Origin of the sequence: Nocardioides sp., from assembly GCF_030019515.1 — a bacterium.
Lineage (GTDB): Bacteria > Actinomycetota > Actinomycetes > Propionibacteriales > Nocardioidaceae > Nocardioides.
Window position 1 is genome coordinate 370,094 of the sequence record NZ_JASEEQ010000001.1, and the last position, 22,158, is coordinate 392,251.

Consider the following 22,158-nt stretch of genomic DNA (forward strand, 5'->3'; position numbering starts at 1 on the left):
GTCGAGTGACGTGAAGTGGCTGCCCCGGGGCCCCCAGGACAGCCACTTCACGTCACTCGACGGCCCCGGGCGCCAGCCCGGGACCCCGCAGGTCAGCGCTCCAGGATCGCCACCACGCCCTGGCCGCCCGCGGCGCAGATCGAGATCAGCGCCCGGCCCGACCCCTGCTCGGCGAGCAGCTTGGCGGCGACGTTGAGGATCCGGCCGCCGGTGGCGGCGAACGGGTGCCCCGCGGCCAGCGAGGAGCCGTTGACGTTCAGCCGGGCCCGGTCGATCGAGCCGAGCGGGGCGTCCAGGCCGAGCCGCTCCTTGCAGAACACCGGGTCCTCCCACGCCTTCAGGGTGGCGAGCACCTGCGAGGCGAACGCCTCGTGGATCTCGTAGAAGTCGAAGTCCTGGAGGGTCAGCCCGTTGCGCGCCAGCATCCGCGGGACGGCGTACGCAGGCGCCATCAGCAGCCCCTCGCCCCCGTGCACGTAGTCGACGGCCGCGGTCTCGGAGTCCACGAAGTACGCCAGCGGCGCCAGCCCGTGCTCGTCGGCCCACTCCTCGCTGGCGAGCAGCACCGCCGAGGCGCCGTCGGTCAGCGGCGTGGAGTTGCCGGCCGTCATCGTCGCCGCCTCGCCCTTGCCGAAGACCGGCTTGAGCTTGGCCAGGTTCTCCGCGGTCGAGTCCGGGCGCAGGTTGTTGTCGCGCTCGACGCCGCGGAACGGCGTGATCTGGTCGTCGAGCCAGCCCCGGTCGTACGCCGCGGCCAGGTGCTGGTGCGACGCGGCGGCCAGCTCGTCCTGCTCCTCGCGGCCGACCTGCCACTCGAGCGCGGTCAACGCGGCGTGCTCGCCCATCGACAGCCGGGTCCGCGGCTCGCCGTTCTGCGGGATCTCCAGGCCGATGTCACCGGGCCGGATCGCACCGAGCGCGAGCAGCTTGCCCTTGGTGTCCCGGGCGGCGTTGACCTTCATCAGCTTCCTGCGGAGCCGGTCGCTGATCGCGACGGGCGCGTCGGAGGTGGTGTCGGTGCCGCCCGCGATCCCGGCCTCGATCTGCCCGAGGGCGATCTTGTTGGCCACCTGGCTCGCGGCCTGCAGGCCGGTGCCGCAGGCCTGCTGGAGGTCGGTCGCCGGCGTCTCGGGCGCGAGCTTGGAGCCGAGCACCGACTCCCGCGTCAGGTTGAAGTCACGCGCGTGTTTGAGCACGGCCCCGGCGACGACCTCGCCGAGCCGCTCGCCCTGGAGCCCGAACCGCTCGACCAGGCCGTCGATCGCGGCGGTCAGCATGTCCTGGTTGGACGCGTCGGCGTACGCGGTGTTGGACCGGGCGAACGGGATCCGGTTGCCGCCGAGGACGGCGACCCGTCGGGTGCTGCCGTGGGCGGGGGCCTGGGCGTTGCCCCGAGGGGTGCCCTGAGTGTTGGCTGCCATGGGTTCATCCTCCGTCGAGCAGGGGAACGAGAGAAGGGCATGAGGGCCAGATCACGAAATCTGGACTCTCAGTTACACAAGGAGTTACATACCCGTCATGAGCGATCTCTACCAGGGCTTCACACAGTCCGCGATCGGCCGTCAGGTCACCAAGCTGCTCGGCCTGCCCGCGCCCGCCACGCTGGAACGGTACGTCGAGGGCGCGCCCCTGGTCGACGGCACGATCGCCGTGGGCGGCCGCGGCCGGCTGGCCGAGTCGCTGGTCGGGATCCTCGACACGCTCGGCATCGCCGCCGTCGAGGGCGCCACCGCCGAGGACGGCACGACGTACCAGGGTCTGGTCCTCGACGCGACCGGCATCACCGGCTCCGAGGAGCTCGGTGAGCTCCGCGACTTCTTCACCCCGCTGATGCGCAGCCTCGCCGGCTGCCCCCGGGTGGTCGTGCTCGGCACCCCGCCCGAGCAGGTCTCCGGCGGCGAGCGGGTGGCCCAGCGTGCCCTGGAGGGCTTCACCCGCAGCCTCGGCAAGGAGATCGGCCGCGGTGGCACCGTCCAGCTCGTGTACGTCGCCGCGGGCGCCGAGGGCGCTGTCGCCTCGACGCTGGCGTTCCTCCTCTCCCCCAAGTCCGCCTACGTCTCCGGGCAGGTCGTGCGGATCGGGGCCCACGGCGCCACCCGGGCCGAGCCGGTGGGCGACTGGCTGCGCCCGCTCGAGGGCAAGGTCGCGCTGGTGACCGGCGCGAGCCGCGGCATCGGCGAGCAGATCGCCCGGGTGCTGCACCGCGACGGCGCCACCGTCGTCGGCGTCGACGTGCCGCAGGCGGCCAGCGAGCTCCAGGCCGTGATGAAGGAGCTCGACGGCGACCACCTGGTGCTCGACATCACCGCCAAGGACGCCCCGCAGCGTCTGGCCCACCACCTCAGGAACAAGCACGGCGGCGTCGACGTCGTCGTCCACAACGCCGGCATCACCCGGGACAAGAAGCTCGCGAACATGGCCGAGGACCGCTGGGACTCCGTGATCGCGGTCAACCTCACGGCCCCGGAGCGGATCACCCGCGAGCTGCTCGACCAGGGCGTGATCCGGCCCAACGGCCGGGTCGTCGGCGTCGCCTCGATCGCGGGCATCGCCGGCAACGTCGGGCAGACCAACTACGCCGCCTCCAAGGCCGGCGTGATCGGGCTGGTCGACTCGCTCGCCGACGAGCTCACCGACGGCATCACGATCAACGCGGTCGCCCCCGGCTTCATCATCACCCAGATGACCGCGGCGGTGCCGTTCGCGACCCGCGAGGTCGGCCAGCGCCTCAACGCGATGGCCCAGGGCGGCCTCCCGGTCGACGTCGCGGAGACCATCGCGTGGTACGCCAACCCGGCGTCGACGGCCGTCAACGGCAACGTCGTGCGGGTCTGCGGCCAGATGATGCTGGGGGCCTGAGATGGCCTGGGCCGACCTGCTGCCGACCACCGTCCGGGCGGCGCTGCCCGCGGTGCCGGTCGTGAGCCTGCTGCCGGGCGTCCGCAAGAGTGGCGGCCCGCTGCCGGAGCGCACCCTGGAGCGCCACGACGTCGCGCTCGACCCCGGCCACGTCGCGCGGTACGCCGACCTGTGCGGCTTCCCGCGCAAGGACGTGCTCCCGCTGCCCTACCCGCACCTGCTGGCGTTCGGCCTGCACATGGAGATCATGACCGCGGGCGACTTCCCGTTCCCCGCGATCGGCACCGTCCACCTGGAGAACTCCATCACCCAGCACCGGCCGATCGCGCTCACCGAGGCGCTCCAGGTCACGGCGTACGCCGAGAACCTCCGGCCGCACCCCAAGGGCCAGGTCTTCGACATGGTGACCCGGGTCCACTCGCGCGCCGAGCCGGTGTGGGAGGAGACCTCGACGTTCCTGCGCCGCGGCGCGGGCCAGGACGACGCGCCGGCCGGTACGGCGTTCCCCGCCGCGCCGGCGACCGGCACGACCTGGCGGCTGCCCGGCGACCTGGGCCGGCGCTACGCGTCGGTCTCCGGCGACCACAACCCGATCCACCTCTACCCGCTGACCGCGAAGGCGCTCGGGTTCCCCCGGCAGATCGCGCACGGCATGTGGTCGATGGCCCGCTGCGTCGGCGCCCTGGAGAACCGGCTGCCGGCCGAGGTCACCGTCGCGGTGGCGTTCAAGAAGCCGATCCTGTTGCCGGGGACGATCGCGTTCGGCTCGCGCCGGGTCGACGACCGGTGGGCGTTCTCGCTCAGCTCCCCGTCGACCGGGGCGCCGCACCTCGCGGGGTCCACCTCCGCCCGGTAGCCTCGGCGCGCCAGCACGTCGACGACCGGGAGCAGACATGGCCGCGTTCGAGACCTCCGGGGGCCAGGGCCGGTCCACGGCCTGGCTGACCCCGACCGGCGCCGGGATCGCGGCCCTGGTCATCGCCACGCTCAGCCTGTTGGCCGACGGGGCCTGGACGTACGCCGTGCAGGGCTGGCTGAACCGCAACGGCCCAGGCTCGTTCAGCGACAGCGTCGTCCTCACCGGCGTCGCCCAGGTCCTGCTCGCCGGCTGTGCACTTCTCCTGGCCGGACGCGCCCTGCGCGGGCCGGAGCCGGTGGCGCGGCACCTCGGCGGCGCGGCGGCCGTGGTGGGCGGTCTCGGGATGCTCGTGGCCGCGCTGACCCTGGTCGCCGGGGTCGCCGGGTTCTGACCCGCCGTCGGGCCCACCCGGCCGACCGGGCGGGCTCAGGCCACCCCGGGGCCGGCGTACTCGTCGCTGCGCGGCCGGATCAGGCCCTCCTGCGCGACGGTGGCCGCCAGGGTGCCGTCCTGGGTGAAGATCCGGCCGAAGGCCAGCCCCCGGGCGCCGACCGCCGCCGGCGAGGCCTGGTCGTAGAGCCACCACTCGTCCGCGCGGAACGGCCGGTGGAACCAGATCGTGTGGTCCAGCGACGCCATCTGCGTCTTCGAGGGGTTCACGCCGTGCGCGGCGAGCGTCGAGCCGAGCAGGGTCACGTCGCTGGCGTAGGTGAACGCGGCGAGGTGGACCACGGGGTCGTCGCCGAGCCCCTCCTTGAGCCGCACCCACATCCGCGCCCGGGACGGGCGGTCCGGGTCCGGGTCGAGGCCGAACCGCGAGTTGCCGAGCCAGCGCACGTCGAGGGCGCCCCACTCCCTGCCGAGCGCGTCCGCCTCCGCGTTGCCGCCGCGGCGCATCACCTCGACCAGGTCGAGGCCCTCCTCGGGCGCCTTGACCTCGGGCATGACGTCCTGGTGCTCGAAGCCCTCCTCGGCACGCTGGAAGTCCAGCGCCTGGAAGTAGATCGCCCGCCCGTGCTGACGCGCGATCACCCGCCGGGTCTGGAAGGAGCGGCCGTCGCGGATCCGCTCCACGTCGTAGACGATCGGCACCGAGTAGTCGCCGGGCAGCAGGAAGTAGGAGTGCAGCGAGTGGACGGCGTACGCCGGGTCCACGGTGCGGGTCGCCGCCACGAGCGCCTGCGCGGCCACCTGCCCGCCGTACACCCGGGCCCGCACCGAGTCCGGCTGCCCGCCGCGGAACAGGTCGGCGTCGATCCGCTCCAGGTCGAGCAGCGCGACCAGCTCCTCGGCCGGGCTCGGCTCGCCCCCGCTCACGGTCGGGTCCGCCGGCGGATCAGCGCCTCCTGGGCCACGCTGGCGACCAGGGTGCCGTCCTGGGTGAACACCCGGGCCAGCACCAGCCCGCGCCCACCCGAGGCGGACGGCGAGACCTGGTCGTAGAGCCACCACTCGTCGGCGCGGAACGGCCGGTGGAACCACACGGCGTGGTCCAGCGAGGCCACGAGTGTCTCGGGCCCGCCGATCCGCACGCCGTGCGGCGCGAGCGCCGCCCCCATCAGGGTCATGTCGGAGAGGTAGGTGAACGCGGCGACGTGCTGCGCCGGGTCGTCGGGCAGCGGCGAGGAGACCCGCAGCCAGAACCGCTGCCGCGCCGGGTGCGCCGGGTCGGGCTCGATCAGCCCGTCGCCGTCGGAGCCGACGTAGCGGAAGTCGACCACGTCCCACTCCGCGTCCTCGGACGTGTCGCGGCCGGGGTCGAGCGCCTCGGCGGCCGCGCGCGTGTCGATCGCCTCCTCCGGCGCGATCACCTCGGGCATCCGGTCCTGGTGCTCGTAGCCGGGCTCGGGCTGGTGGAAGTTCGCGGTCAGCGCGTAGATCGGCCGTCCGTGCTGACGCGCGAGCACCCGACGGGTCGCGAACGAGCGGCCGTCGCGGAGGTTCTCGACGTCGTAGATCGTCGGCGCCCGGGTGTCGCCCGGCTGGAGGAAGTAGGAGTGCAGCGAGTGCACGACGTACGCCGGGTCCACGGTGCGGGTCGCGGCGACCAGTGCCTGGGCCGCGGCCTGGCCACCGAAGACGCGTGGCAGCGACGAGGGCATCTGCTGCCCGCGGAACAGGTTGTCGTCGATGCGCTCGAGGTCGAGCAGCGCGACGAGCTCGTCGGCGTTCCTCGGCACCCCGTCAGCCCTGGGTCTCGTCGGTGTCGCCGTCGGGACCCGTGTCGGGGCCGGGGCGGTCGAGCCCGGCGAGGAACCGCTCGAACTCCTTGCCGATCTCCTCGCCGGTGGGCAGCCGCTGCTCCCGCGCCAGCAGGCTGGTGCCGCTCTCCTCGGCACGCTCGAACGCGTCGTACTGCCGCTCGAGCGCCGCGACCACCTCGGCGACCTCCTCGTTGGCGGCCAGGTACCGGGCGATCTCGGCCTCGCGGTCCTCGGCCTCCGCGCGCAGCCCGGACAGGTCCACGGTGAGCCGCCCGGCGATCTCGACCTGCTCGAGCAGCGCCGCCGAGGCCCGCGGGTAGTCCATCTGCGCGAGGTAGTGCGGGATGTGCGCGACGAAGCCCATCGCGTCGTGGCCCCACTCCCCCAGCCGGACCTCGAGCAGGGCCTGCGCGCTGCTGGGGATCCGCAGCTCGCCGCGCCACGGGCTCTCGCCGGTGATCAGTGCGGGGTTGTTGGCGTGGTGGGTGATCGCGATCGGGCGGGTGTGCGGCACCGCCATCGGCACCGCGCCCATCCCGACGACGCGGGTCACGCCGAACCGCTCCACGACCTGGCGGACCGCCCGGCAGAACGCCTCCCAGCGGTTGTCCGGCTCGGGACCGTGCAGCAGGAGGTACGGCGCCCCGCCGGTGTCGCGCACCAGCCGGACGACCAGCCGGGGGGCGTCGTACGCGTCGTAGTGGTCCCGGACGAAGGACATCGGTGGCCGCCGGGCGCGGTAGTCGTGGAACTTGTCCACGTCGAAGGTCGCCACGACCGGGCCCTCGGACAGGTCGACCAGATGCTGGGCGGCCCGCCCGGCCGCGTTGCCGGCATCGAGGAAGCCGTCGAGGACGAGCACCATCGTCAGCGCGCCCCGGGAGCGCGCGTCGTCGAGCTCGGGAACCTCGTCGACGATGTGCACCAGGCGCTCAGGCATGGGCCCAGCGTAGTGGCGAGGGAGAGGTCACACCGGCGGTGGGTGACCGCTTTGTTACTCCGGGGTAACCTACCCGCATCCCCGAACCCTAGGAGACCAGCGGACATGAGCGGTTCCCGACAGCTGCGTGAGGTCGTCTTCGTCGACGGCGTCCGCACCCCGTTCGGCAAGGCCAAGGGCCAGTACGCCGAGACCCGCGCCGACGACCTCGTGATCAAGTGCATCCGCGAGCTGCTGCGCCGCAACCCGTCGCTCCCCCCGGAGCGGGTCGACGAGGTGGCGGTCGCCGCCACCACCCAGATCGGCGACCAGGGCCTGACCATCGGCCGCACCGCGGCGCTGCTCTCGGGGCTGCCGCAGAGCGTCCCCGGCTACGCCGTGGACCGGATGTGCGCGGGCGCGATGACCGCGGTCACCACCACCGCCTCCGGCATCGCCTTCGGCGCGTACGACGTCGTGATCGCCGGCGGCGTCGAGCACATGGGCCGCCACCCGATGGGTGAGGGCGTCGACCCGAACCCGCGGATCCTGTCCGAGCGGGTCGTCGACCCCGACGCGCTCGTGATGGGCAAGACCGCGGAGAACCTCCACGACCGCTACCCGAGCATCACCAAGGAGCGCGTGGACGCCTACGCCGTCCGCTCCCAGCAGAAGACCGCCGCGGCGTACGACGCCGGGAGGATCCAGCCGGACCTGGTGCCGGTCGCGACCCGCTCCGAGGAGCTGGGCTGGGGCCTGGCCACCACCGACGAGCCGATGCGCCCCGGCACCACGATGGAGTCGCTGGCCGCGCTGAAGACCCCGTTCCGCGCGCACGGCAAGGTGACCGCGGGCAACGCCGCCGGCCTCAACGACGGCGCCACCGCCGCGCTGCTCGCCGAGGAGGAGACCGCCCGCGAGCTGGGCCTGCCGGTGAAGATGCGCCTGGTCGCGTACTCCTTCGTCGGCGTCGAGCCCGAGGTGATGGGCGCCGGCCCGATCCCGGCGACCGAGAAGGCCCTCAAGCAGGCCGGCCTGACCATCGAGGACATCGACGCCTTCGAGGTCAACGAGGCGTTCGCGGTGCAGGTGCTCGCGTTCCTCGAGCACTTCGGGATCGCCGACGACGACCCACGGGTCAACCCGTACGGCGGCGCGATCGCGGTGGGCCACCCGCTGGCCTCCTCCGGCGTGCGGCTGATGACCCAGCTCGCGCGCCGGTTCGAGGAGCGCCCCGAGGTCCGCTACGGCCTGACCACGATGTGCGTCGGCATCGGCATGGGCGGCACCGTGATCTGGGAGAACCCCCACTGGACCGGAGAGGCGGCCTGACATGCCGGACATCACCCCCCTGCTCGAGCGCGCCCAGGAGATCTCCTCCGACGCCGAGCGCGTGACCGCCGCCCACCTGCGCAAGGTGACGCTGCCCTCGACCTCGACCTCGACCTCGGGCCGCGGCGGCGCGGTGCTCGGGCTGATCACGCTGGACAACGGCGAGGACCACACCAAGCCGAACACGTTCGGGCCGCGCTCGCTGCTCGCGCTCAACGAGGCGATCGACGCCGCGCTCGCGGACGACGAGATCATCGCCATCGGCGTGACCGGCAAGCCGTTCATCCTCGCGGCCGGCGCCGACCTGACCTCCGTCGCCGGGGGCGGCCCCGACGCCGTGCGCGTCGTGGCCGAGCTCGGGCACGCGGTGTTCCGCAAGCTCGGCGAGGGCGGCAAGCCCTCCTTCGGGTTCGTCAACGGCCTCGCGCTCGGCGGCGGGCTCGAGGTGGCCCTGCACTGCACCTACCGGACCGTGATGGACAGCGCCCCCGCGCTGGGCCTGCCCGAGGTGATGCTCGGCCTGGTCCCCGGCTGGGGCGGCGCGTTCCTGGTGCCGAACCTGCTTGGCGCCGAGAAGGCCGTGACCGTGATCCTCGAGAACCCGCTCAACAACGGCCGGACGCTGGGCGGTGCCGCGGCGTACGAGCTCGGCCTCGCCGACGCGGTGTTCCAGGGCGCGGACTTCCTGGAGCAGTCGCTGCTCTGGGCGGGTGCGGTGCTGCGCGGCGAGATCGTCGTCGAGCGTGCCCCGGTCGACCGGGGCGCGGCCTGGGACGCGGCCGTCGAGCGCGCTCGTGCGCTCGTCCGGGCCAAGACCGGCGGCGCCAGCCCGGCCGCGCTCAGGGCCGTCGAGCTGATCGACGCGGCCCGCGACGGCGACCGCGACGCCGGGTTCGCCCGCGAGGACGACGCGCTCGAGGCGATGTCGCACACGCCGGAGCTGATCGCCTCGCTGTACGCCTTCGACCTCGTGCAGAAGCGCGCCAAGCGACCGGCCGGCGCCCCCGACCGGTCCCTGGCCCGGCCGGTGACGAAGGTCGGCATCGTCGGCGCCGGTCTGATGGCCAGCCAGCTCGCGCTGCTGTTCGTGCGCCGCCTCGAGGTCCCGGTCGTGCTCACCGACCTCGACCAGGAGCGCGTCGACAAGGGCGTCGGCTACGTCCACGCCGAGATCGACAAGCTGCTCGCCAAGGGCCGGATCAACGCCGACCGGGCGAACCGGCACAAGGGCCTGGTCACCGGCGCGGTCGACAAGAGCGACGTGTTCGCGGACGCCGACTTCGTCATCGAGGCGGTCTTCGAGGAGATGTCGGTCAAGAAGTCGGTGCTCGCCGACGTCGAGAAGTCCGTGTCCCCCGAGTGCGTCCTGGCGACCAACACGTCGTCGCTGTCGATCACCGAGATGGCGGCCGACCTCGAGCACCCGGAGCGGGTCGTCGGCTTCCACTTCTTCAACCCGGTCGCGGTGATGCCGCTGCTGGAGATCGTGAAGGGCGAGCGCACCGACGACGCCACGCTGGCCACGGCGTTCGCGACCGGCAAGGCGCTGAAGAAGACCACGATCCTGGTCAAGGACAGCCCGTCGTTCATCGTGAACCGGCTGCTCGGCCGGTTCATGGGCGAGGTCGGGCGGATCGTCGACGAGGGCACGCCGGTGCCGGTCGTCGACGGCGCCTTCGCGGGCGTCGCGCCGATGCCGCCGTTCATGCTCCTCTCGCTCGTCGGACCGGCGATCGCGCTGCACAACAACGAGACGCTGCACCGCGCCTTCCCTGACCGGTTCTACGTCTCCCCCGCACTCGAACGCGTGGTGGCGGCGCGGAAGGCGTCGTACTACGGACCCGACGGCGCGATCGACCCCGAGGTCGAGGCGCTGCTCGAGACCCCGGCCGAGCCGGTCGTCCTGGAGCCCGCGGAGATCCGCACCCGGGTGCTGACGGGCCTCGCCGACGAGGCCCGCCGGATGCTCGACGAGGGCGTGGTCGTCGCCGCCGAGGACCTGGACCTGGCGATGATCACGGGCGCGGGGTTCTCGTTCTGGAACGGCGGCCTGACGATGCTGCTCGAGCGCGAGGGGCTCGGCACGTTCCACTGAGCCTCGGCACGGGCCGGGCACCGCTCCCACGCGCCCGGGCCGCCGCGAGCCGCACGGCTCGCAGCGGCCCGGTCGTGCGGTCAGTCCACCCCGAGCACAACGGCGCCGGGGGCGGAGGTGCCGGCCAGGGGCCAGACGGGGGTGTGGTCGCGTTCGCCTGCGCCGTCCATCTCCGTCATCCGGTCCACGGGTCGACCACGTCGGGTGCCCCGCCCCGCGACTGCGACGGCGCGGGCGGCCACGTCGTCCCTCCAGGCGAGTCGCACGGTCGAGACACCTTCCTTCTGGCCGCACCCACGCTCTCTCCGCCGCGCCACGTCGCGTAGAGCAGAAAGGCCCGTCCACCCCCGGGCTTTCGCCACCGATCAGTGCTGCTCGACGATGGCACCCGGGAGCGCCACGCGGAAGGTGCTCCCCCGACCCAGCTCGCTCTCGACGGTGACCGTGCCGCCGTGTGCCTCCACGATCGAGGCGACGATGCTCAGGCCGAGGCCGGTCCCGGGGAGGTGCTGCCGGATCGCCTCGCCGCCGCGGAAGAACCGGCCGAACACGTGCTCCCGGTCCTGCTCGGCGATGCCCATGCCGGTGTCCGCCACAGCGAGCTCGACGTCGGCACCGACCTGTCGCAGCCCGACCGTGGCCGAGCCGCCTGCACGCCCGTACTTGATCGCGTTCGAGAGCAGGTTGTCGAGGACCTGTCGCAGCCGCTGGCCGTCGGCGACCACGGGGAGCGTCGCGGGTGCCTCGGTGCGGATCGTGACGTCGCTCTGGTCCGCGACCACCCGGACCGCCTCGACGGCCTCGTCGACGACCGTCCGCAGGTCGACCGGCGCCGGGTGCAGCTCCAGCGTCCCGTCGGCGACCTGGCCGATCAGCAGCAGGTCGGAGAGCAAGGCCTGCAGCCGGGCCGCGTTGCGGTGCACGACCCGCAGCCAGGCGGTGGCGCCGTCGGTCAGGTCGTCCCGTTCCCCGAGCATCTCCAGGTGGCCGAGCACCGAGGTCAGCGGGGTCCGGAGCTCGTGGGAGACCGAGGCGACGAACTCGTCCTTGACCTGGATGGCGCGCATCAGGTCGGTGATCTCCTGGTAGGCCAGGACCGCGCCCAGCCGCTCGCCCGACGGGCCGCGCACCTGCCGCGCCGAGGTGGAGAACGCCGACCATGTCGCCGGGTCCGCGCCCACCCAGTAGTTGTAGTCGTCGAACTCCTCGCCCTGGGCCGCGCGGTACGACGGCATCTGCTCGCGCGTCATCTTGGTCTTGCCGTCCGGGAAGTACACGTGCCCGAGCTGGCCTGCCTCGCCCTCGTGCCCGTCGGGGAACGGGCGTCGCAGCGTGTCGGCGTGCCGCCTGTTCATCCGCTCGTACCGGCCGTCGGGGCCGATCAGGAGCAGCCCGACGTTCACGGTGTCGAAGATCGCGGCCAGCGTCTGCCGCTCCCGGTCGACCTCGGCGGTCACGGCCTCCAGCCGCTCCTCGTTAGCGCGCTGCTCGGTCACGTCGAGGACCTGCGAGATGAAGTGCAAGGCATCGCCGTCCGCGTCGCGCAGCACCGCGACCGAGAGGTCGCCCCAGACCACGCGGCCCTGGGCGTCCAGGTAGCGCTTGCGGATCCGGTAGGAGTCGATCTCCCCGGCGAGCGCCCGGTGGAACAGCGCGAGGTCGGCGTCCAGGTCGTCGGGGTGGGTCAGGTCCTGGAAGCCGTGCTGGACGAGCTCGTCCTCGGCGTAGCCGAGCATCTCGCAGAGCGCCCGGTTGACCATCAGCAGCCGGCCGTCGAGCTGGACCACGGCCATCCCGATCGGCGAGTGCTGCAGCATCAGTCGCCACAGGTCCTCGGTCTCGGCCGGATCCGCCACCCGCTCACCTCCCAACGGCCCGAAACGTGGAGCCCCACGGTAGTCGAAGGGTGCTGCGTCGGTGGTCCGGACGAGCGGATTCGCCATCCGCGCTCGGCGAGCCGGTCCCCGACGGTGCGGACCGTCCACCGGTCCGGGCGCAGGTCGGGCTCGTCGTGCCGGTCACCGCACCTCGGTGTCCTGCACCGACCCGAACCTCCGCTCGCGCTCGGCCTGACCCACCCGGCTGTGCCGCCGGCCGTAGAGGAAGTACACGACGAGCCCGAGGGCCATCCAGATCAAGAACCGCTCCCAGGTCTCGCCCTTGAGGTTGAGCATCAGGTAGAAGCACAGCAGCGTCGCCAGCGTGGCGACGACGGGCGCAAGCGGCGTGCGGAACGCACGCGGCAGATCGGGACGGGTCCGGCGCAGCACCACCACGCCGATGCTGACCAGGATGAACGCGAACAGGGTGCCGATGTTGACCAGGTCGGCCAGCGTGCTCAGGTCGACGAAGCCCGCGATCGTCGCGACCACCACACCGGTGATCAGGGTGATCCGGTGCGGCGTCCCGAACCTCGGGTGCACCTTCGAGATCGAGCGCGGGAGCAGCCCGTCGCGGCCCATCGCGAACGCGACCCGGCACTGGCCGAGCATCAGGATCATCGCGACCACGATCAGGCCGATGCAGGCGCCGACGGAGATCAGGTCGCCGACCCAGCCGACGCCGGCGGCCGAGAACGCGGTCGCGAGCGGCGCGGCGTCGTCGGGGTCGATGTCGTGGTAGCTCTGCACGCCGGTGACGACCAGGCTGACCGCGATGTAGAGCACGGTGACGATGGCCAGCGAGCCGAAGATGCCGATCGGGATGTCGCGCTGCGGGTTGCGGGCCTCCTCGGCCGTGGTCGCGACCACGTCGAAGCCGATGAACGCGAAGAACACGATCGCCGCTCCGGCGATCACGCCGCCGATGCCGAACACCGCCGGCTCGATCCCGAGCAGCGTGGTGATCAGCGGGAGCTGGCGGAAGCCGCCCTCGGCGCCGGAGACCGGCTGGGATTCGGGGATGAACGGCGTCCAGTTCGAGGTGTCGACGTACGCGATGCCGACCACGATGACCGCGGCGACGACGGCGAGCTTGATGGCCACCACGACCTGGTTGACCATGCTGGAGAGCTTCGTGCCGCGGATCAGCACCAGCATCACCAGCAGCGCGATCACCACGGCAGGCACGTCGATCACGCCGTCCGCCGCCGAGCCGATCTGGGCCGGCACCTCGAACGGCGTCCCCGCGAGCAGCTCCTGCAGGTAGCCGGAGAAGCTGACCGACAGCGCCGCCGCCCCGATCGTGAACTCCAGGATCAGGTCCCACCCGATGATCCAGGCGACCAGCTCGCCGAGCGTCGCGTAGGAGAACGTGTACGCCGAGCCCGCGACCGGCACCGTCGAGGCGAACTCGGCGTAGCACAGCGCGGCGAGCCCGCACGCGACGCCGGCGATCAGGAAGCTGAGGGCGAGCGCGGGGCCGGAGTTCGACGCCGCGACGGTGCCGGTCAGCACGAAGATGCCCGCGCCGATGGTGACGCCGACGCCGAAGACCATCAGGTCGAGCGCGCCGAGCTCCTTGCGGAGCTTGTGGTCCGGGTCGTCGGTGTCCGCGATCGACTGCTCGACGGACTTGGTGCGCATCAGGCTCATGCACTCACCCTTTCCGCTCGGCGCCGGTCCGAAACGGTGAGGCTAAGGCGTCCCGGCCGCCGGGTCGTAGAGCGCCAGGATCAGCCGGTCCGCCTGGCGTGCCAGGTCGTGGGTGCTGGTCGCGAACCGCTCGCGCAGCACGGCGTCCGGGTCGGCCCCGGGCACGCCCATCGCGTCGAGCAGCTGCCAGGGCGCCTGGTCGCCGTACGCGTCGACGAGGTACTCCACCGCCCACCAGGCGAGGCCGTAGTGGGCATCGGAGTCGTCGTCGTTGAAGGTCTCGTCGTCGGGCAGGTCCGCCACGCCCGCCTCGGCCGCGACGATCGCGGCCTCGGGGATCCTGCGGTCCTCGGGCGCGAGCGGCCGCACCGAGACGTACTCCGCGAGCCCCTCGGAGAGCCACACGGGCGCGGCGTCGTCCCGCGTGCCCACGGCGACGTGGGTGAGCTCGTGACGCACCAGCCGATCGCGCTCGCGGCCGGGCTGGTCGACCATCCGCGGGTTGAGCACGAACCGGGTGCCGTCACCCGCGGGGAACGCGACCGCGTCGAGGTCGCCCGGGTCGTCGCCGGGCACGTCCTCGAGGCTGTCGAGGAACGCCGGTTCGGAGAGCGCGTAGACCACGACCGCGCGGGACCAGTCGTAGGGCACCGCTGCGGACACCGCGGCGATCCCGTCCTCGACGGAGCCGATCAGGGCCGCGGCCTGGTCGACGCTGCCGGGGTCGAAGACGCCGAGCACGCCGCTGCCCTCGCGCACCTCGACCGGCCCGGTGTCCCACGGCTGCGGGTCGGCCTCGGTGACGGCGGTCAGCACCAGCCGGCCGGGGTGGCGGGGCACCGGCGCGAACCGGTAGCGGCCCTGGGTGGTGACCGGCGTGGCGTCGTACCCCGCCAACTGGAGCGACTCTGCCACGGTGACCCGGTAGGTCCTGCCCTCGCGGACCACGCTGCCGGGGTCGACCCGGTAGGACAGCCGGGCGACGGGCAGCTGGCTCAGGTTGCCGAACCAGGTGGCCTGTCGCTCGCGGAAGCCGGCGCCGCCGCCGACCAGCCGGGTGAACGCCGCGGCGTCGGCCCGGCGTACGACGCGGGCCCGGGCGTCGAGGGCCCGGTCGAGGGCGTGCACCACGTCCAGGGGGGCCGCGGCGGCAGCAGCCGGCGCGGGCTCCTCGTCGGATCCGGAGCAACCGGACAGCGCCGCCGCGACCAGCGCAGCGGCCAGGAGGAGGGCCTCAGGTCGTCTGCTCGACATCGAGGGGAGAACGACCCTCGGACAGCGAGGTCATGTCCTCCACGATGCCGAGCGCGATCGCCTGCGGGGTGAGGCCGATCCGCTCCAGGATCGCGGCGCGCTTCGCGTGGCCGAGGAACTGCTGCGGGATGCCGTGCAGGCGGAACGGCGTGTGCACGCCGGCCGCGTTGAGCGTCTGGAGGAGCACGGCTCCGCAGCCGCCGGTCTCGCCGTTGTCCTCGATGCTGACCACGAGCCGGTGCTCGCGGGCGACCTCGACGATCGCGGGGTCGACGGGCTTGACCCAGCGGGGGTCGACGACCGTGACGCCGATGCCCTGCGCGATCAGGCGCTGCGCCACCTCGACCGCCGTCGTGGCCATCGCCCCGATCCCGACGACCAGCACGTCCTTGGGGCCGTTGCGGACCAGCACGTCGGCGCCGCCGACCCTGCCGACCGCCTCGATGTCCTCGGGCGGCGAGCCCTTCGGGAACCGCACGACGGTCGGTGCGTCGTCGACCTCGACGGCCTCGTTGAGCAGCTCGCAGAGGCGAGCGGGGTCGCGCGGCGCGGCCAGGCGCAGCCCGGGGACGACCTGCAGGATCGACATGTCCCACATGCCGTTGTGGCTCGCGCCGTCGTCGCCGGTCACCCCCGAGCGGTCGAGCACGAACGTGACCCCGCACTTGTGCAGCGCGACGTCCATCAGCACCTGGTCGAAGGCCCGGTTGAGGAACGTGCCGTACAACGCGACGACCGGATGCATGCCGCCCATCGCGAGGCCGGCCGCCGAGGTCGCGGCGTGCTGCTCGGCGATCCCGACGTCGAAGGTGCGCTCCGGGAAGTGCGCCTGGAAGGCGTCCAGGCCGACCGGGTGGATCATCGCCGCGGTGATGCCGACGACGTCCTTGCGGCGGTGCCCGATGTGCACGATCTCCTCGGAGAAGACGTCGGTCCAGATCCGGCCCTTGGGCTTCTCGGCGCCGGTCTGCACGTCGAAGGGTCCGGGCGCGTGGAACTGGTCGGCCTCGTGCCGCTCGGCCGGGTCGTAGCCGTAGCCCTTGCGGGTGATCGCGTGCACGATCACCGGCCCGTTGAACCGCTTGGCCTGGGCGAGCACCTGCTCCACCGCGGCGCGGTCGTGGCCGTCGACGGGGCCGACGTACTTCAGGCCGAGGTCCTCGAAGAGGCCCTGGGGGGCGAGCGCGTCCTTGAGGCCCTTCTTCATGGCGTGGAGGGCGTCGTACGCCGCCGGCCCGACGCCCGGGACCGCGTTGAGCCGGCGCTTGACCAGGTCCAGCACGTTCTCGTAGCGCGGGTTGGTGCGCAGCGACGTCAGGGCGGTGGCGAGGCCGCCGATCGTCGGCGTGTAGGAGCGGCCGTTGTCGTTGACGACGATGACCAGCCTGCTGGTCCTGGCGATCGCGATGTTGTTGAGCGCCTCCCAGGCCATGCCTCCGGTGAGCGCGCCGTCGCCGATGACCGCGACGACGTGGCGGTCCTCGCCGCGGATCGTGTAGGCCTTCGCGAGCCCGTCGGCGTAGCTGAGCGCCGTGGACGCGTGGGAGTTCTCGACGATGTCGTGGGGGGACTCCGCCTGGCTCGGGTAGCCGCTGACCCCGCCCTCACGGCGCAGGGTGCCGAAGTTCGCGGCCCGACCGGTCACCAGCTTGTGCACGTACGCCTGGTGGCCGGTGTCGAAGACCACCCGGTCGCGCGGGGAGTCGAAGACCCGGTGGATGGCGAGCGTCAGCTCGACCACGCCGAGGTTCGGGCCGAGGTGACCGCTGTTGGTCGCCACGGTGCGGATCAGGAGGTCGCGGATCTCGCTCGCGAGCTGCTCGAGCTGGGCGTCGCTCAGCGCACGCAGGTCACCCGGGGACGCGATCGAGTCGAGGAGGCCCATAGTGCTCGAGTCTACGACTCGGGGTTCCGGGCCAGATCGACGACCGCGACCGCGGGCTCGTGCAGGCTCCCGAGCCAGAGCCGGCCGTCGTGCTCGCGGACCCCGGTGACCATGTGGTACGCCGTGCCCGGCAGGTCGATGTCGTGGACCAGCCGGCCCGTATCGTCGAAGGCCTGGGCCCGGATCGTCCGCTTCGGCTTCGGCTGGAGCCGCTCGGGGATCTTCGTCACGGCCTTGCGCAGGGGCAGTGGCGCTCGCTGGAGGCGCTCCACGACCGGGTCGGTCGGGCTGGCGATCGAGACCCAGACCAGGCCGTCGCTCCCCCGCGCGATGTTGTCGGGGTAGCCCGGCAGGTCGCTCGCGAGCAGGTCGCGGGTCCCGGCCCGCTCCCCGGTCAGCCACCACCGGACCACGGTCCGCGCACCGGTCTCGGCCACGGCGACGTACGACTCGTCGGCGGCGAGCGCGACGCCGTTGGCGAACGCGAGGCCGTCGATCACCACCTCGACGCTGCCGTCGGTGCCGAGCCGCGCCAGCCGCCCGGTGCGGGTGTTCTGGACGAAGTCGTCCTTCCACTGGTCGATCCCGTAGCGGGTCGAGGAGTCGGTGAACCACACGGTCCCGTCGGTGGCGACGGCGGCGTTGTTGCAGAACATCATCGGCGCGCCGTCGAGCCGGTCGGTGACCTCCTCGACCGCGCCGGCACGCGGGTCGACCCGCAGCACGCCGCGTCGCGCGTCGCAGACGAGCAGTCGCCCGTCGAGGTCGAGCTCGATGCCCAGCGGCCGGCCGCCGGTGTGGGCGACGCGGTCGACCCGGCGCCCGTCGTGGGAGACGCGGAAGATGCTGCCGTCCTCGGTGCCGGTGAACACGGCCCCCTCGTCGGGTCCGGGTCCGGCGACGACGACGTCCTCGGCTCCGGGGCCGGGCACGGGGATCACGGTGAGGTCCATGGAGGACATCAGAGCAGTGATCGCACCAGGAGCGCGAGGGCCGACACGGCACAGACCGCCAGCACCGCGGCGCGGACGGCGTCCGGCCGGCGCCGCCGGCGCAGCGGTACGCCGGCCAGCGGGGCGTCCGCGATCATCCGACCAGCTCGCCGTACGTCCCGGACGCGAGGAACTCGGGGACGATCCGGCTCGCCGACGCGGTCAGGTCGAGTGCTCGCGCGCGGTCCGGGTCGACGAACACGATCCGGCGGCCCTCCCCCACCACGATGTCCGCGTCGGTCAGCGTCGTCCGGCCGACCCACACCTGCACGACGTCGACGGTGCCGTAGGCCTCGTGGAAGACCTCGGTGTCGCGCCAGCGACTCAGCTCGCCGGGCGCCAGCCGGATGCCGGTCTCCTCCGCGAGCTCGCGGTACGCCGCGGCCTGGAACTCCTCCCCGGGCTCGACGTGGCCGCCCACCAGGCCCCATCGGTCCGGGTCGATCACCGGCCGCTCGTCCCGCTCCTGGAGCAGCACCCACCCGCGGGGGTCCACGAGGAGGACGCTGGCGAACCGGTGCATGCGCCCACGCTAGCGATGCCCGGGCCAGCGGATCGGGCTGCGGCTGTCGGGTCGGCGTCGGGTTGCGGTCTCGGCCGCGGCGGGGACCGCAGGCGACCATCCACCCGGCTCTCCCGTCGCTGCCACCCACGATGACCACCGCGGACCGCGGGCCCCCGAAGCACAGCCACCCGCGGCCCTCCACGGCTGTCCGGCGCGGTGCGTCGCGCGCGCGTCGAGCTGGCTCGTGAGCAGGGCGTGCCCGGGCTGCCACGTGGCGGACCACATCTAGGGACACCCTGCGCCGAGCGGCCCTATTCTTCGGGGCATGCGCATCGGCGTCCTCGGTACGACCGTGGCCACCGACTCCGCCGGGCCGGTGGGCCTGGGGGGCCCCAAGCAACGCGCCCTCCTCGCCGCTCTGGCCCTGCACCGGGGCCGCGCGGTCTCCGTCGACACGCTCGCCGACGTGGTGTGGAACGGCGCCCCGCCGCCGGGCGTCTCCGGCACGCTGCAGGGGTACGTCGCCGGCCTCCGCCGGGCCCTCGAGCCGGACCGGACCACCCGCGGCGGCGGCACCCTGCTGGTCACCGAGCAGCCCGGCTACGCGCTCCGGCTGCCCGACGTGGACCTCGACACCGCCGCGTTCGAGCAGGCGGTGTCGACCGCCCACAGCCGGGTCGTCCCGCTCGCGGACGCGCTCTGCCGGGGACGGGCGCTCCCGCCCGGTTCGCCGGACGCCGCCGGGCTCGACGCCCTGCACCAGACCCTCGACGAGGCGCTCGCACTCTGGCGCGGCGTCCCGTTCGCCGATCTCGGCGAGGTGCCGTCGGCGGAGGCCGAGCGCGCCCGGCTCGAGGAGCTGCGGGTGCTCGCGAGCGAGGACCGCTCCGCACTCGGCATCCTGCTCGGGCTGCACGCGACGGTGGCGGCCGAGCTGGACGCGCTCACCCGGCAGCACCCGCTGCGCGAGCGGGCCTGGGCGCTGCGGGCGCTCGCGCTCGCGGGCTCGGGCCGCCAGGCCGACGCGCTGGCGGTGCTGCGTCAGGTCCGCGACGTGCTCGACGAGGAGCTCGGCCTGGAGCCGGGCGCCGAGCTGCGCGCCGTGCAGGCCGCGGTGCTCCGGCAGCAGACGACCGCGGTGCCCGAGCCGGCGCCGCCGTCGAGCCGTCCGGCGGTGCACGCCCCGCTGCCGTTCCCGACGCTGTGGGGATGGTCCCTGGCCGGGCGCGACGACGAGCTCGCCGCGCTCACCGACCTGGTCGACCGGGTGGTCGAGGGCAGGGACCGGTCGCCGTCCTTCGTCGCGCTCACCGGCGAGCCCGGCATCGGCAAGAGCCGGCTGTCCATCGAGGCGGCCACCTACGCCGCGGCGCACGGGATGACGATCGCCTGGGGCCGCTGCTCCCAGGACGACGGCGCTCCCGCGCTCTGGCCCTGGGCGACCGTCCTCGAGCGGCTCGGCTCCGAGCTGCCGTCCAGCGACACCGACGACGACGGCGGCGCGGCGTTCCGGGCCTGGGAGACCGTGGTCGGGTCCGTGCTCGCCGCAGCCACCGCAGGGCCGCTGATGCTGGTGCTCGACGACCTGCACTGGGCGGACACCTCCAGCCTGCGGGTGCTGCGCCTGTTGACCGAGGCGGCGGTCGCCGACGGCCCGGGACCGCGCCTGCTCGTGCTCACCACCTGGCGCGAGCACCCGCCGCCGACCGGCGCGCTGGCCGAGGTGGCCGAGGCGCTCGCCCGCAAGCACGCCCTGCGACTCCAGCTGCGCGGGATCCCCGCGGCGGCGGCCGCCCAGCTGTTCGCCCAGATCACCGAGTCCGAGCCCACCGAGGCCGAGTCGGACGCCCTGCGCCGGCGTACCGAGGGCAACCCGTTCTTCCTCGTCGAGTACGCCCGCCTGGCCCGCGAGCGCGGCGACACCGCGGCGCTGATGGCCGAGCCGCAGCCACCGGCGGCCGTGCACGAGGTGCTGTCCCGGCGCCTCGCCCAGCTCGACGAGCCGACCCGCGAGCTGCTCCGGGTCGCGAGCGTGCTCGGCCGGATCTTCGAGCTCGGGACCCTCGCCGGCACCGCGGACCAGGACGACGAGCAGGTGCTCGACCGGCTCGATCCCGCACTGGCCGCCGGTCTGGTCGAGGAGGACGGCGTGGACCGGTTCCGGTTCACCCACGCGCTGGTGCGCGACACGGTGCTCTCGAGCCTGCCGCGGTCCCGCCGGGCCCGGGTGCACGCGCGGGCCGCCCGCGCGCTCGCCGGCCGCACCGGCCGCGAGACCGAGGTCGCCCGGCACTGGCTGGCCGCCGGGCCGCGTCACCTCGCCGACGCCTGGCCCGCGGCGCAGGCCGCCGGCCGCTCCGCGATCGCCGTCTACGCGTACGTCGAGGCGCTCGAGATGCTCGAGCACGCGCTGCGCGCGCAGGACCAGGACCCGGGGTCCGACGACCGGGCCCGGTTCGAGCTGATCACCGACCTCGCCGAGGTGCTGCGCCGGGCCGGCCGGTGGATCGAGCTGCGCGAGGTCGCCCACGAGGCGATCGAGATCGCCGACGAGCTCGGCGACCCGGACCTGCTCGGCCGGGCCGGGATCATGACGAGCACCGGCGCGCTGTGGCAGGCCGCCGCGCACGCCCAGGTCGACCCGACGGTGGTCGGCGCCCTGCGCCGGGCCCTGGACCGCCTGCCCGAGGGCGACTCCCCGGCCCGCTGCCGGGTGATGCTCGGCCTGGCCGGCGAGATCTACTACGGCGCCTCCCCGCAGGAGCGCGAGGCGATCTCGGCCGAGGCCGTCGCCATGGCGCGCCGGCTCGGTGACCCCGAGCTCACGCTGAGCGCCTGCCTGCACGCGGCGATCGCGGTCTGGCGGGCCGCTACGGCGCAGCTGCGGCTCGACCTGACCACCGAGGCGGTCGGTCTCGCCGAGCAGCTCGGCGACGGCTTCTCGCTCAGCTCCGCGCTGACCCTGCGCGCGGTCGCCGCGGGCGAGCTGGGCGACCTCGCCGTACTGGACGACAGCCTGGCCCGGGCCCGCGCGGAGGCGAACCGGCTGCGGCACATCTACGCCCAGCTGGTCCTGGACTCCCTCGAGGTGTCGTGGGCGGCGATGCAGGGCCGCTTCGACGAGGTGGAGCGGATCATCGAGCACCTGCAGGGCATCGGCGAGGTCGTGTCGATCACCGGCTACGAGGAGGCCGTCGCCGGGGCCGTCCTCATGCAGCTGCTCTGGCAGGGCCGCGACGACGAGCTGTCCGTCGCGATGACCGCCATGGAGGGCAACACGTTCCTCCCGATCGCCACCTCCATCGTGGCGGTGCAGTGCCGCACCGGCCACCTCGACGGGGCCCGGGCCTACTTCGAGGCGCACGGCGAGGACGTCGAGCGGGCGATGGCCACCGACACCTGGTTCTCCCCCATGGCGTGGAGCATGGGCGCCGAGGCGGCCTGCCACCTGGGCGACGCCGCGCTCGGGGCGACGGCGTACCAGTGCCTCGCCGACCTCGCCGGCCGGCCGGCGTGCGCCGGGTCCGGCTCGGCGATCGGGCCGGTCGACCTGTTCCTCGCGATGGCCGCCCACGCCACCGGCGAGGACGACCTGGCCGGTCGGCACGCCGACCGGGCCCTCGAGCTGTGCGAGCTCTGGGGCGTGCCACTCGCGGCGGACCAGGTCCGCCGCGAGCGGGAGCGGTTCGGGTTCTAGCCTCGGGCGCCCTTCCCGCCCTTC

At 73.6% G+C, this 22,158-nt stretch carries 17 protein-coding genes; 6 read left to right on the forward strand and 11 right to left on the reverse strand.

What is annotated here, in order from left to right; all coding sequences use genetic code 11:
- Nucleotides 1–92: 92 nt before the first annotated feature.
- Nucleotides 93–1,421, reverse strand: coding sequence for an acetyl-CoA C-acetyltransferase (locus QMC84_RS01820; protein ID WP_300371173.1), 1,329 nt, complete (start codon nucleotides 1,419–1,421; stop codon nucleotides 93–95).
- 97 nt (nucleotides 1,422–1,518) lie between these two features.
- Here QMC84_RS01820 and QMC84_RS01825 point away from each other — a divergent pair, with 97 nt between their 5' ends.
- Genes QMC84_RS01825 through QMC84_RS01835 form a run of 3 tightly spaced genes read left to right on the forward strand, consistent with a single transcriptional unit; the run spans nucleotide 1,519 to nucleotide 4,109 of the window.
- A complete protein-coding gene (locus QMC84_RS01825) occupies nucleotides 1,519–2,859 on the forward strand; it encodes a 3-oxoacyl-ACP reductase (protein WP_300371175.1) in 1,341 nt (446 codons plus the stop codon).
- 1 nt (nucleotide 2,860) lies between these two features.
- Nucleotides 2,861–3,715 (forward strand): MaoC/PaaZ C-terminal domain-containing protein, encoded by an 855-nt coding sequence (locus QMC84_RS01830; protein WP_300371177.1) that lies wholly within the window; start codon nucleotides 2,861–2,863, stop codon nucleotides 3,713–3,715.
- A 37-nt stretch (nucleotides 3,716–3,752) separates the two neighbouring features.
- A complete protein-coding gene (locus tag QMC84_RS01835; protein ID WP_300371179.1) occupies nucleotides 3,753–4,109 on the forward strand; it encodes a hypothetical protein in 357 nt (118 codons plus the stop codon).
- 35 nt (nucleotides 4,110–4,144) lie between these two features.
- Here the strand turns inward: QMC84_RS01835 and QMC84_RS01840 are convergent, their stop codons facing one another.
- The 3 genes from QMC84_RS01840 to QMC84_RS01850 are packed head-to-tail and all read right to left on the reverse strand — an operon-like array spanning nucleotide 4,145 to nucleotide 6,862.
- Nucleotides 4,145–5,035 carry an acyl-CoA thioesterase II gene (locus QMC84_RS01840; protein WP_300371181.1) on the reverse strand — a complete coding sequence of 297 codons (891 nt, stop codon included), beginning with the start codon at nucleotides 5,033–5,035 and terminating at the stop codon, nucleotides 4,145–4,147.
- Nucleotides 5,032–5,898, reverse strand: coding sequence for an acyl-CoA thioesterase II (locus tag QMC84_RS01845; protein WP_300371183.1), 867 nt, complete (start codon nucleotides 5,896–5,898; stop codon nucleotides 5,032–5,034). Before QMC84_RS01845 ends, QMC84_RS01840 begins: the two co-directional genes overlap by 4 nt.
- Nucleotides 5,899–5,902: 4 nt before the next feature.
- A complete protein-coding gene (locus QMC84_RS01850) occupies nucleotides 5,903–6,862 on the reverse strand; it encodes a PAC2 family protein (RefSeq protein ID WP_300371185.1) in 960 nt (319 codons plus the stop codon).
- A 105-nt stretch (nucleotides 6,863–6,967) separates the two neighbouring features.
- Between QMC84_RS01850 and QMC84_RS01855 the strand changes: the two genes are divergently transcribed.
- Complete coding sequence (locus tag QMC84_RS01855; RefSeq protein WP_300371187.1) at nucleotides 6,968–8,173, forward strand: thiolase family protein; 1,206 nt, start codon at nucleotides 6,968–6,970, stop codon at nucleotides 8,171–8,173.
- 1 nt (nucleotide 8,174) lies between these two features.
- Complete coding sequence (locus QMC84_RS01860; RefSeq protein ID WP_300371188.1) at nucleotides 8,175–10,268, forward strand: 3-hydroxyacyl-CoA dehydrogenase NAD-binding domain-containing protein; 2,094 nt, start codon at nucleotides 8,175–8,177, stop codon at nucleotides 10,266–10,268.
- Nucleotides 10,269–10,633: 365 nt separating this feature from the next.
- On the opposite strand, the gene QMC84_RS01865 is transcribed toward QMC84_RS01860, so the two are convergent.
- The 7 genes from QMC84_RS01865 to QMC84_RS01895 form a co-directional block, all read right to left on the reverse strand.
- Nucleotides 10,634–12,124 carry a sensor histidine kinase gene (locus tag QMC84_RS01865; RefSeq protein WP_300371190.1) on the reverse strand — a complete coding sequence of 497 codons (1,491 nt, stop codon included), beginning with the start codon at nucleotides 12,122–12,124 and terminating at the stop codon, nucleotides 10,634–10,636.
- Between the two features lie 162 nt (nucleotides 12,125–12,286).
- Nucleotides 12,287–13,801: an amino acid permease gene (locus QMC84_RS01870; RefSeq protein WP_300371192.1), complete on the reverse strand. Its 1,515-nt coding sequence runs from the start codon at nucleotides 13,799–13,801 to the stop codon at nucleotides 12,287–12,289.
- Nucleotides 13,802–13,843: 42 nt separating this feature from the next.
- The gene (locus QMC84_RS01875; protein ID WP_300371194.1) at nucleotides 13,844–15,055 is read right to left on the reverse strand and encodes a hypothetical protein; all 1,212 of its coding nucleotides are present in this window, start codon (nucleotides 15,053–15,055) and stop codon (nucleotides 13,844–13,846) included.
- Complete coding sequence (gene dxs / locus QMC84_RS01880) at nucleotides 15,036–16,940, reverse strand: 1-deoxy-D-xylulose-5-phosphate synthase (protein WP_300371196.1); 1,905 nt, start codon at nucleotides 16,938–16,940, stop codon at nucleotides 15,036–15,038. The genes QMC84_RS01875 and dxs overlap by 20 nt, the downstream gene beginning before the upstream one ends.
- 11 nt (nucleotides 16,941–16,951) lie before the next feature.
- Nucleotides 16,952–17,893, reverse strand: coding sequence for an SMP-30/gluconolactonase/LRE family protein (locus QMC84_RS01885; protein ID WP_300371198.1), 942 nt, complete (start codon nucleotides 17,891–17,893; stop codon nucleotides 16,952–16,954).
- 8 nt (nucleotides 17,894–17,901) lie between these two features.
- Nucleotides 17,902–18,030: a hypothetical protein gene (locus tag QMC84_RS01890; RefSeq protein ID WP_300371200.1), complete on the reverse strand. Its 129-nt coding sequence runs from the start codon at nucleotides 18,028–18,030 to the stop codon at nucleotides 17,902–17,904.
- Nucleotides 18,027–18,455 (reverse strand): NUDIX hydrolase, encoded by a 429-nt coding sequence (locus QMC84_RS01895; RefSeq protein ID WP_300371202.1) that lies wholly within the window; start codon nucleotides 18,453–18,455, stop codon nucleotides 18,027–18,029. The genes QMC84_RS01890 and QMC84_RS01895 overlap by 4 nt, the downstream gene beginning before the upstream one ends.
- Before the next feature lie 307 nt (nucleotides 18,456–18,762).
- Here QMC84_RS01895 and QMC84_RS01900 point away from each other — a divergent pair, with 307 nt between their 5' ends.
- Nucleotides 18,763–22,134 carry a BTAD domain-containing putative transcriptional regulator gene (locus QMC84_RS01900; protein WP_300371204.1) on the forward strand — a complete coding sequence of 1,124 codons (3,372 nt, stop codon included), beginning with the start codon at nucleotides 18,763–18,765 and terminating at the stop codon, nucleotides 22,132–22,134.
- The last annotated feature ends 24 nt before the right edge of the window (nucleotides 22,135–22,158 follow it).

Coding starts and splice junctions, on each gene's coding strand:
- QMC84_RS01820 (WP_300371173.1), bottom strand. CDS start 1,421: ATGGCAGCCAACACTCAGGGCACCCCTCGGGGCAACGCCCAGGCCCCC.
- QMC84_RS01850 (WP_300371185.1), bottom strand. CDS start 6,862: ATGCCTGAGCGCCTGGTGCACATCGTCGACGAGGTTCCCGAGCTCGAC.
- QMC84_RS01835 (WP_300371179.1), top strand. CDS start 3,753: ATGGCCGCGTTCGAGACCTCCGGGGGCCAGGGCCGGTCCACGGCCTGG.
- QMC84_RS01830 (WP_300371177.1), top strand. CDS start 2,861: ATGGCCTGGGCCGACCTGCTGCCGACCACCGTCCGGGCGGCGCTGCCC.
- QMC84_RS01875 (WP_300371194.1), bottom strand. CDS start 15,055: ATGTCGAGCAGACGACCTGAGGCCCTCCTCCTGGCCGCTGCGCTGGTC.
- QMC84_RS01870 (WP_300371192.1), bottom strand. CDS start 13,801: ATGAGCCTGATGCGCACCAAGTCCGTCGAGCAGTCGATCGCGGACACC.
- QMC84_RS01885 (WP_300371198.1), bottom strand. CDS start 17,893: ATGGACCTCACCGTGATCCCCGTGCCCGGCCCCGGAGCCGAGGACGTC.
- dxs (WP_300371196.1), bottom strand. CDS start 16,940: ATGGGCCTCCTCGACTCGATCGCGTCCCCGGGTGACCTGCGTGCGCTG.
- QMC84_RS01890 (WP_300371200.1), bottom strand. CDS start 18,030: ATGATCGCGGACGCCCCGCTGGCCGGCGTACCGCTGCGCCGGCGGCGC.
- QMC84_RS01825 (WP_300371175.1), top strand. CDS start 1,519: ATGAGCGATCTCTACCAGGGCTTCACACAGTCCGCGATCGGCCGTCAG.
- QMC84_RS01895 (WP_300371202.1), bottom strand. CDS start 18,455: ATGCACCGGTTCGCCAGCGTCCTCCTCGTGGACCCCCGCGGGTGGGTG.
- QMC84_RS01860 (WP_300371188.1), top strand. CDS start 8,175: ATGCCGGACATCACCCCCCTGCTCGAGCGCGCCCAGGAGATCTCCTCC.
- QMC84_RS01855 (WP_300371187.1), top strand. CDS start 6,968: ATGAGCGGTTCCCGACAGCTGCGTGAGGTCGTCTTCGTCGACGGCGTC.
- QMC84_RS01900 (WP_300371204.1), top strand. CDS start 18,763: ATGCGCATCGGCGTCCTCGGTACGACCGTGGCCACCGACTCCGCCGGG.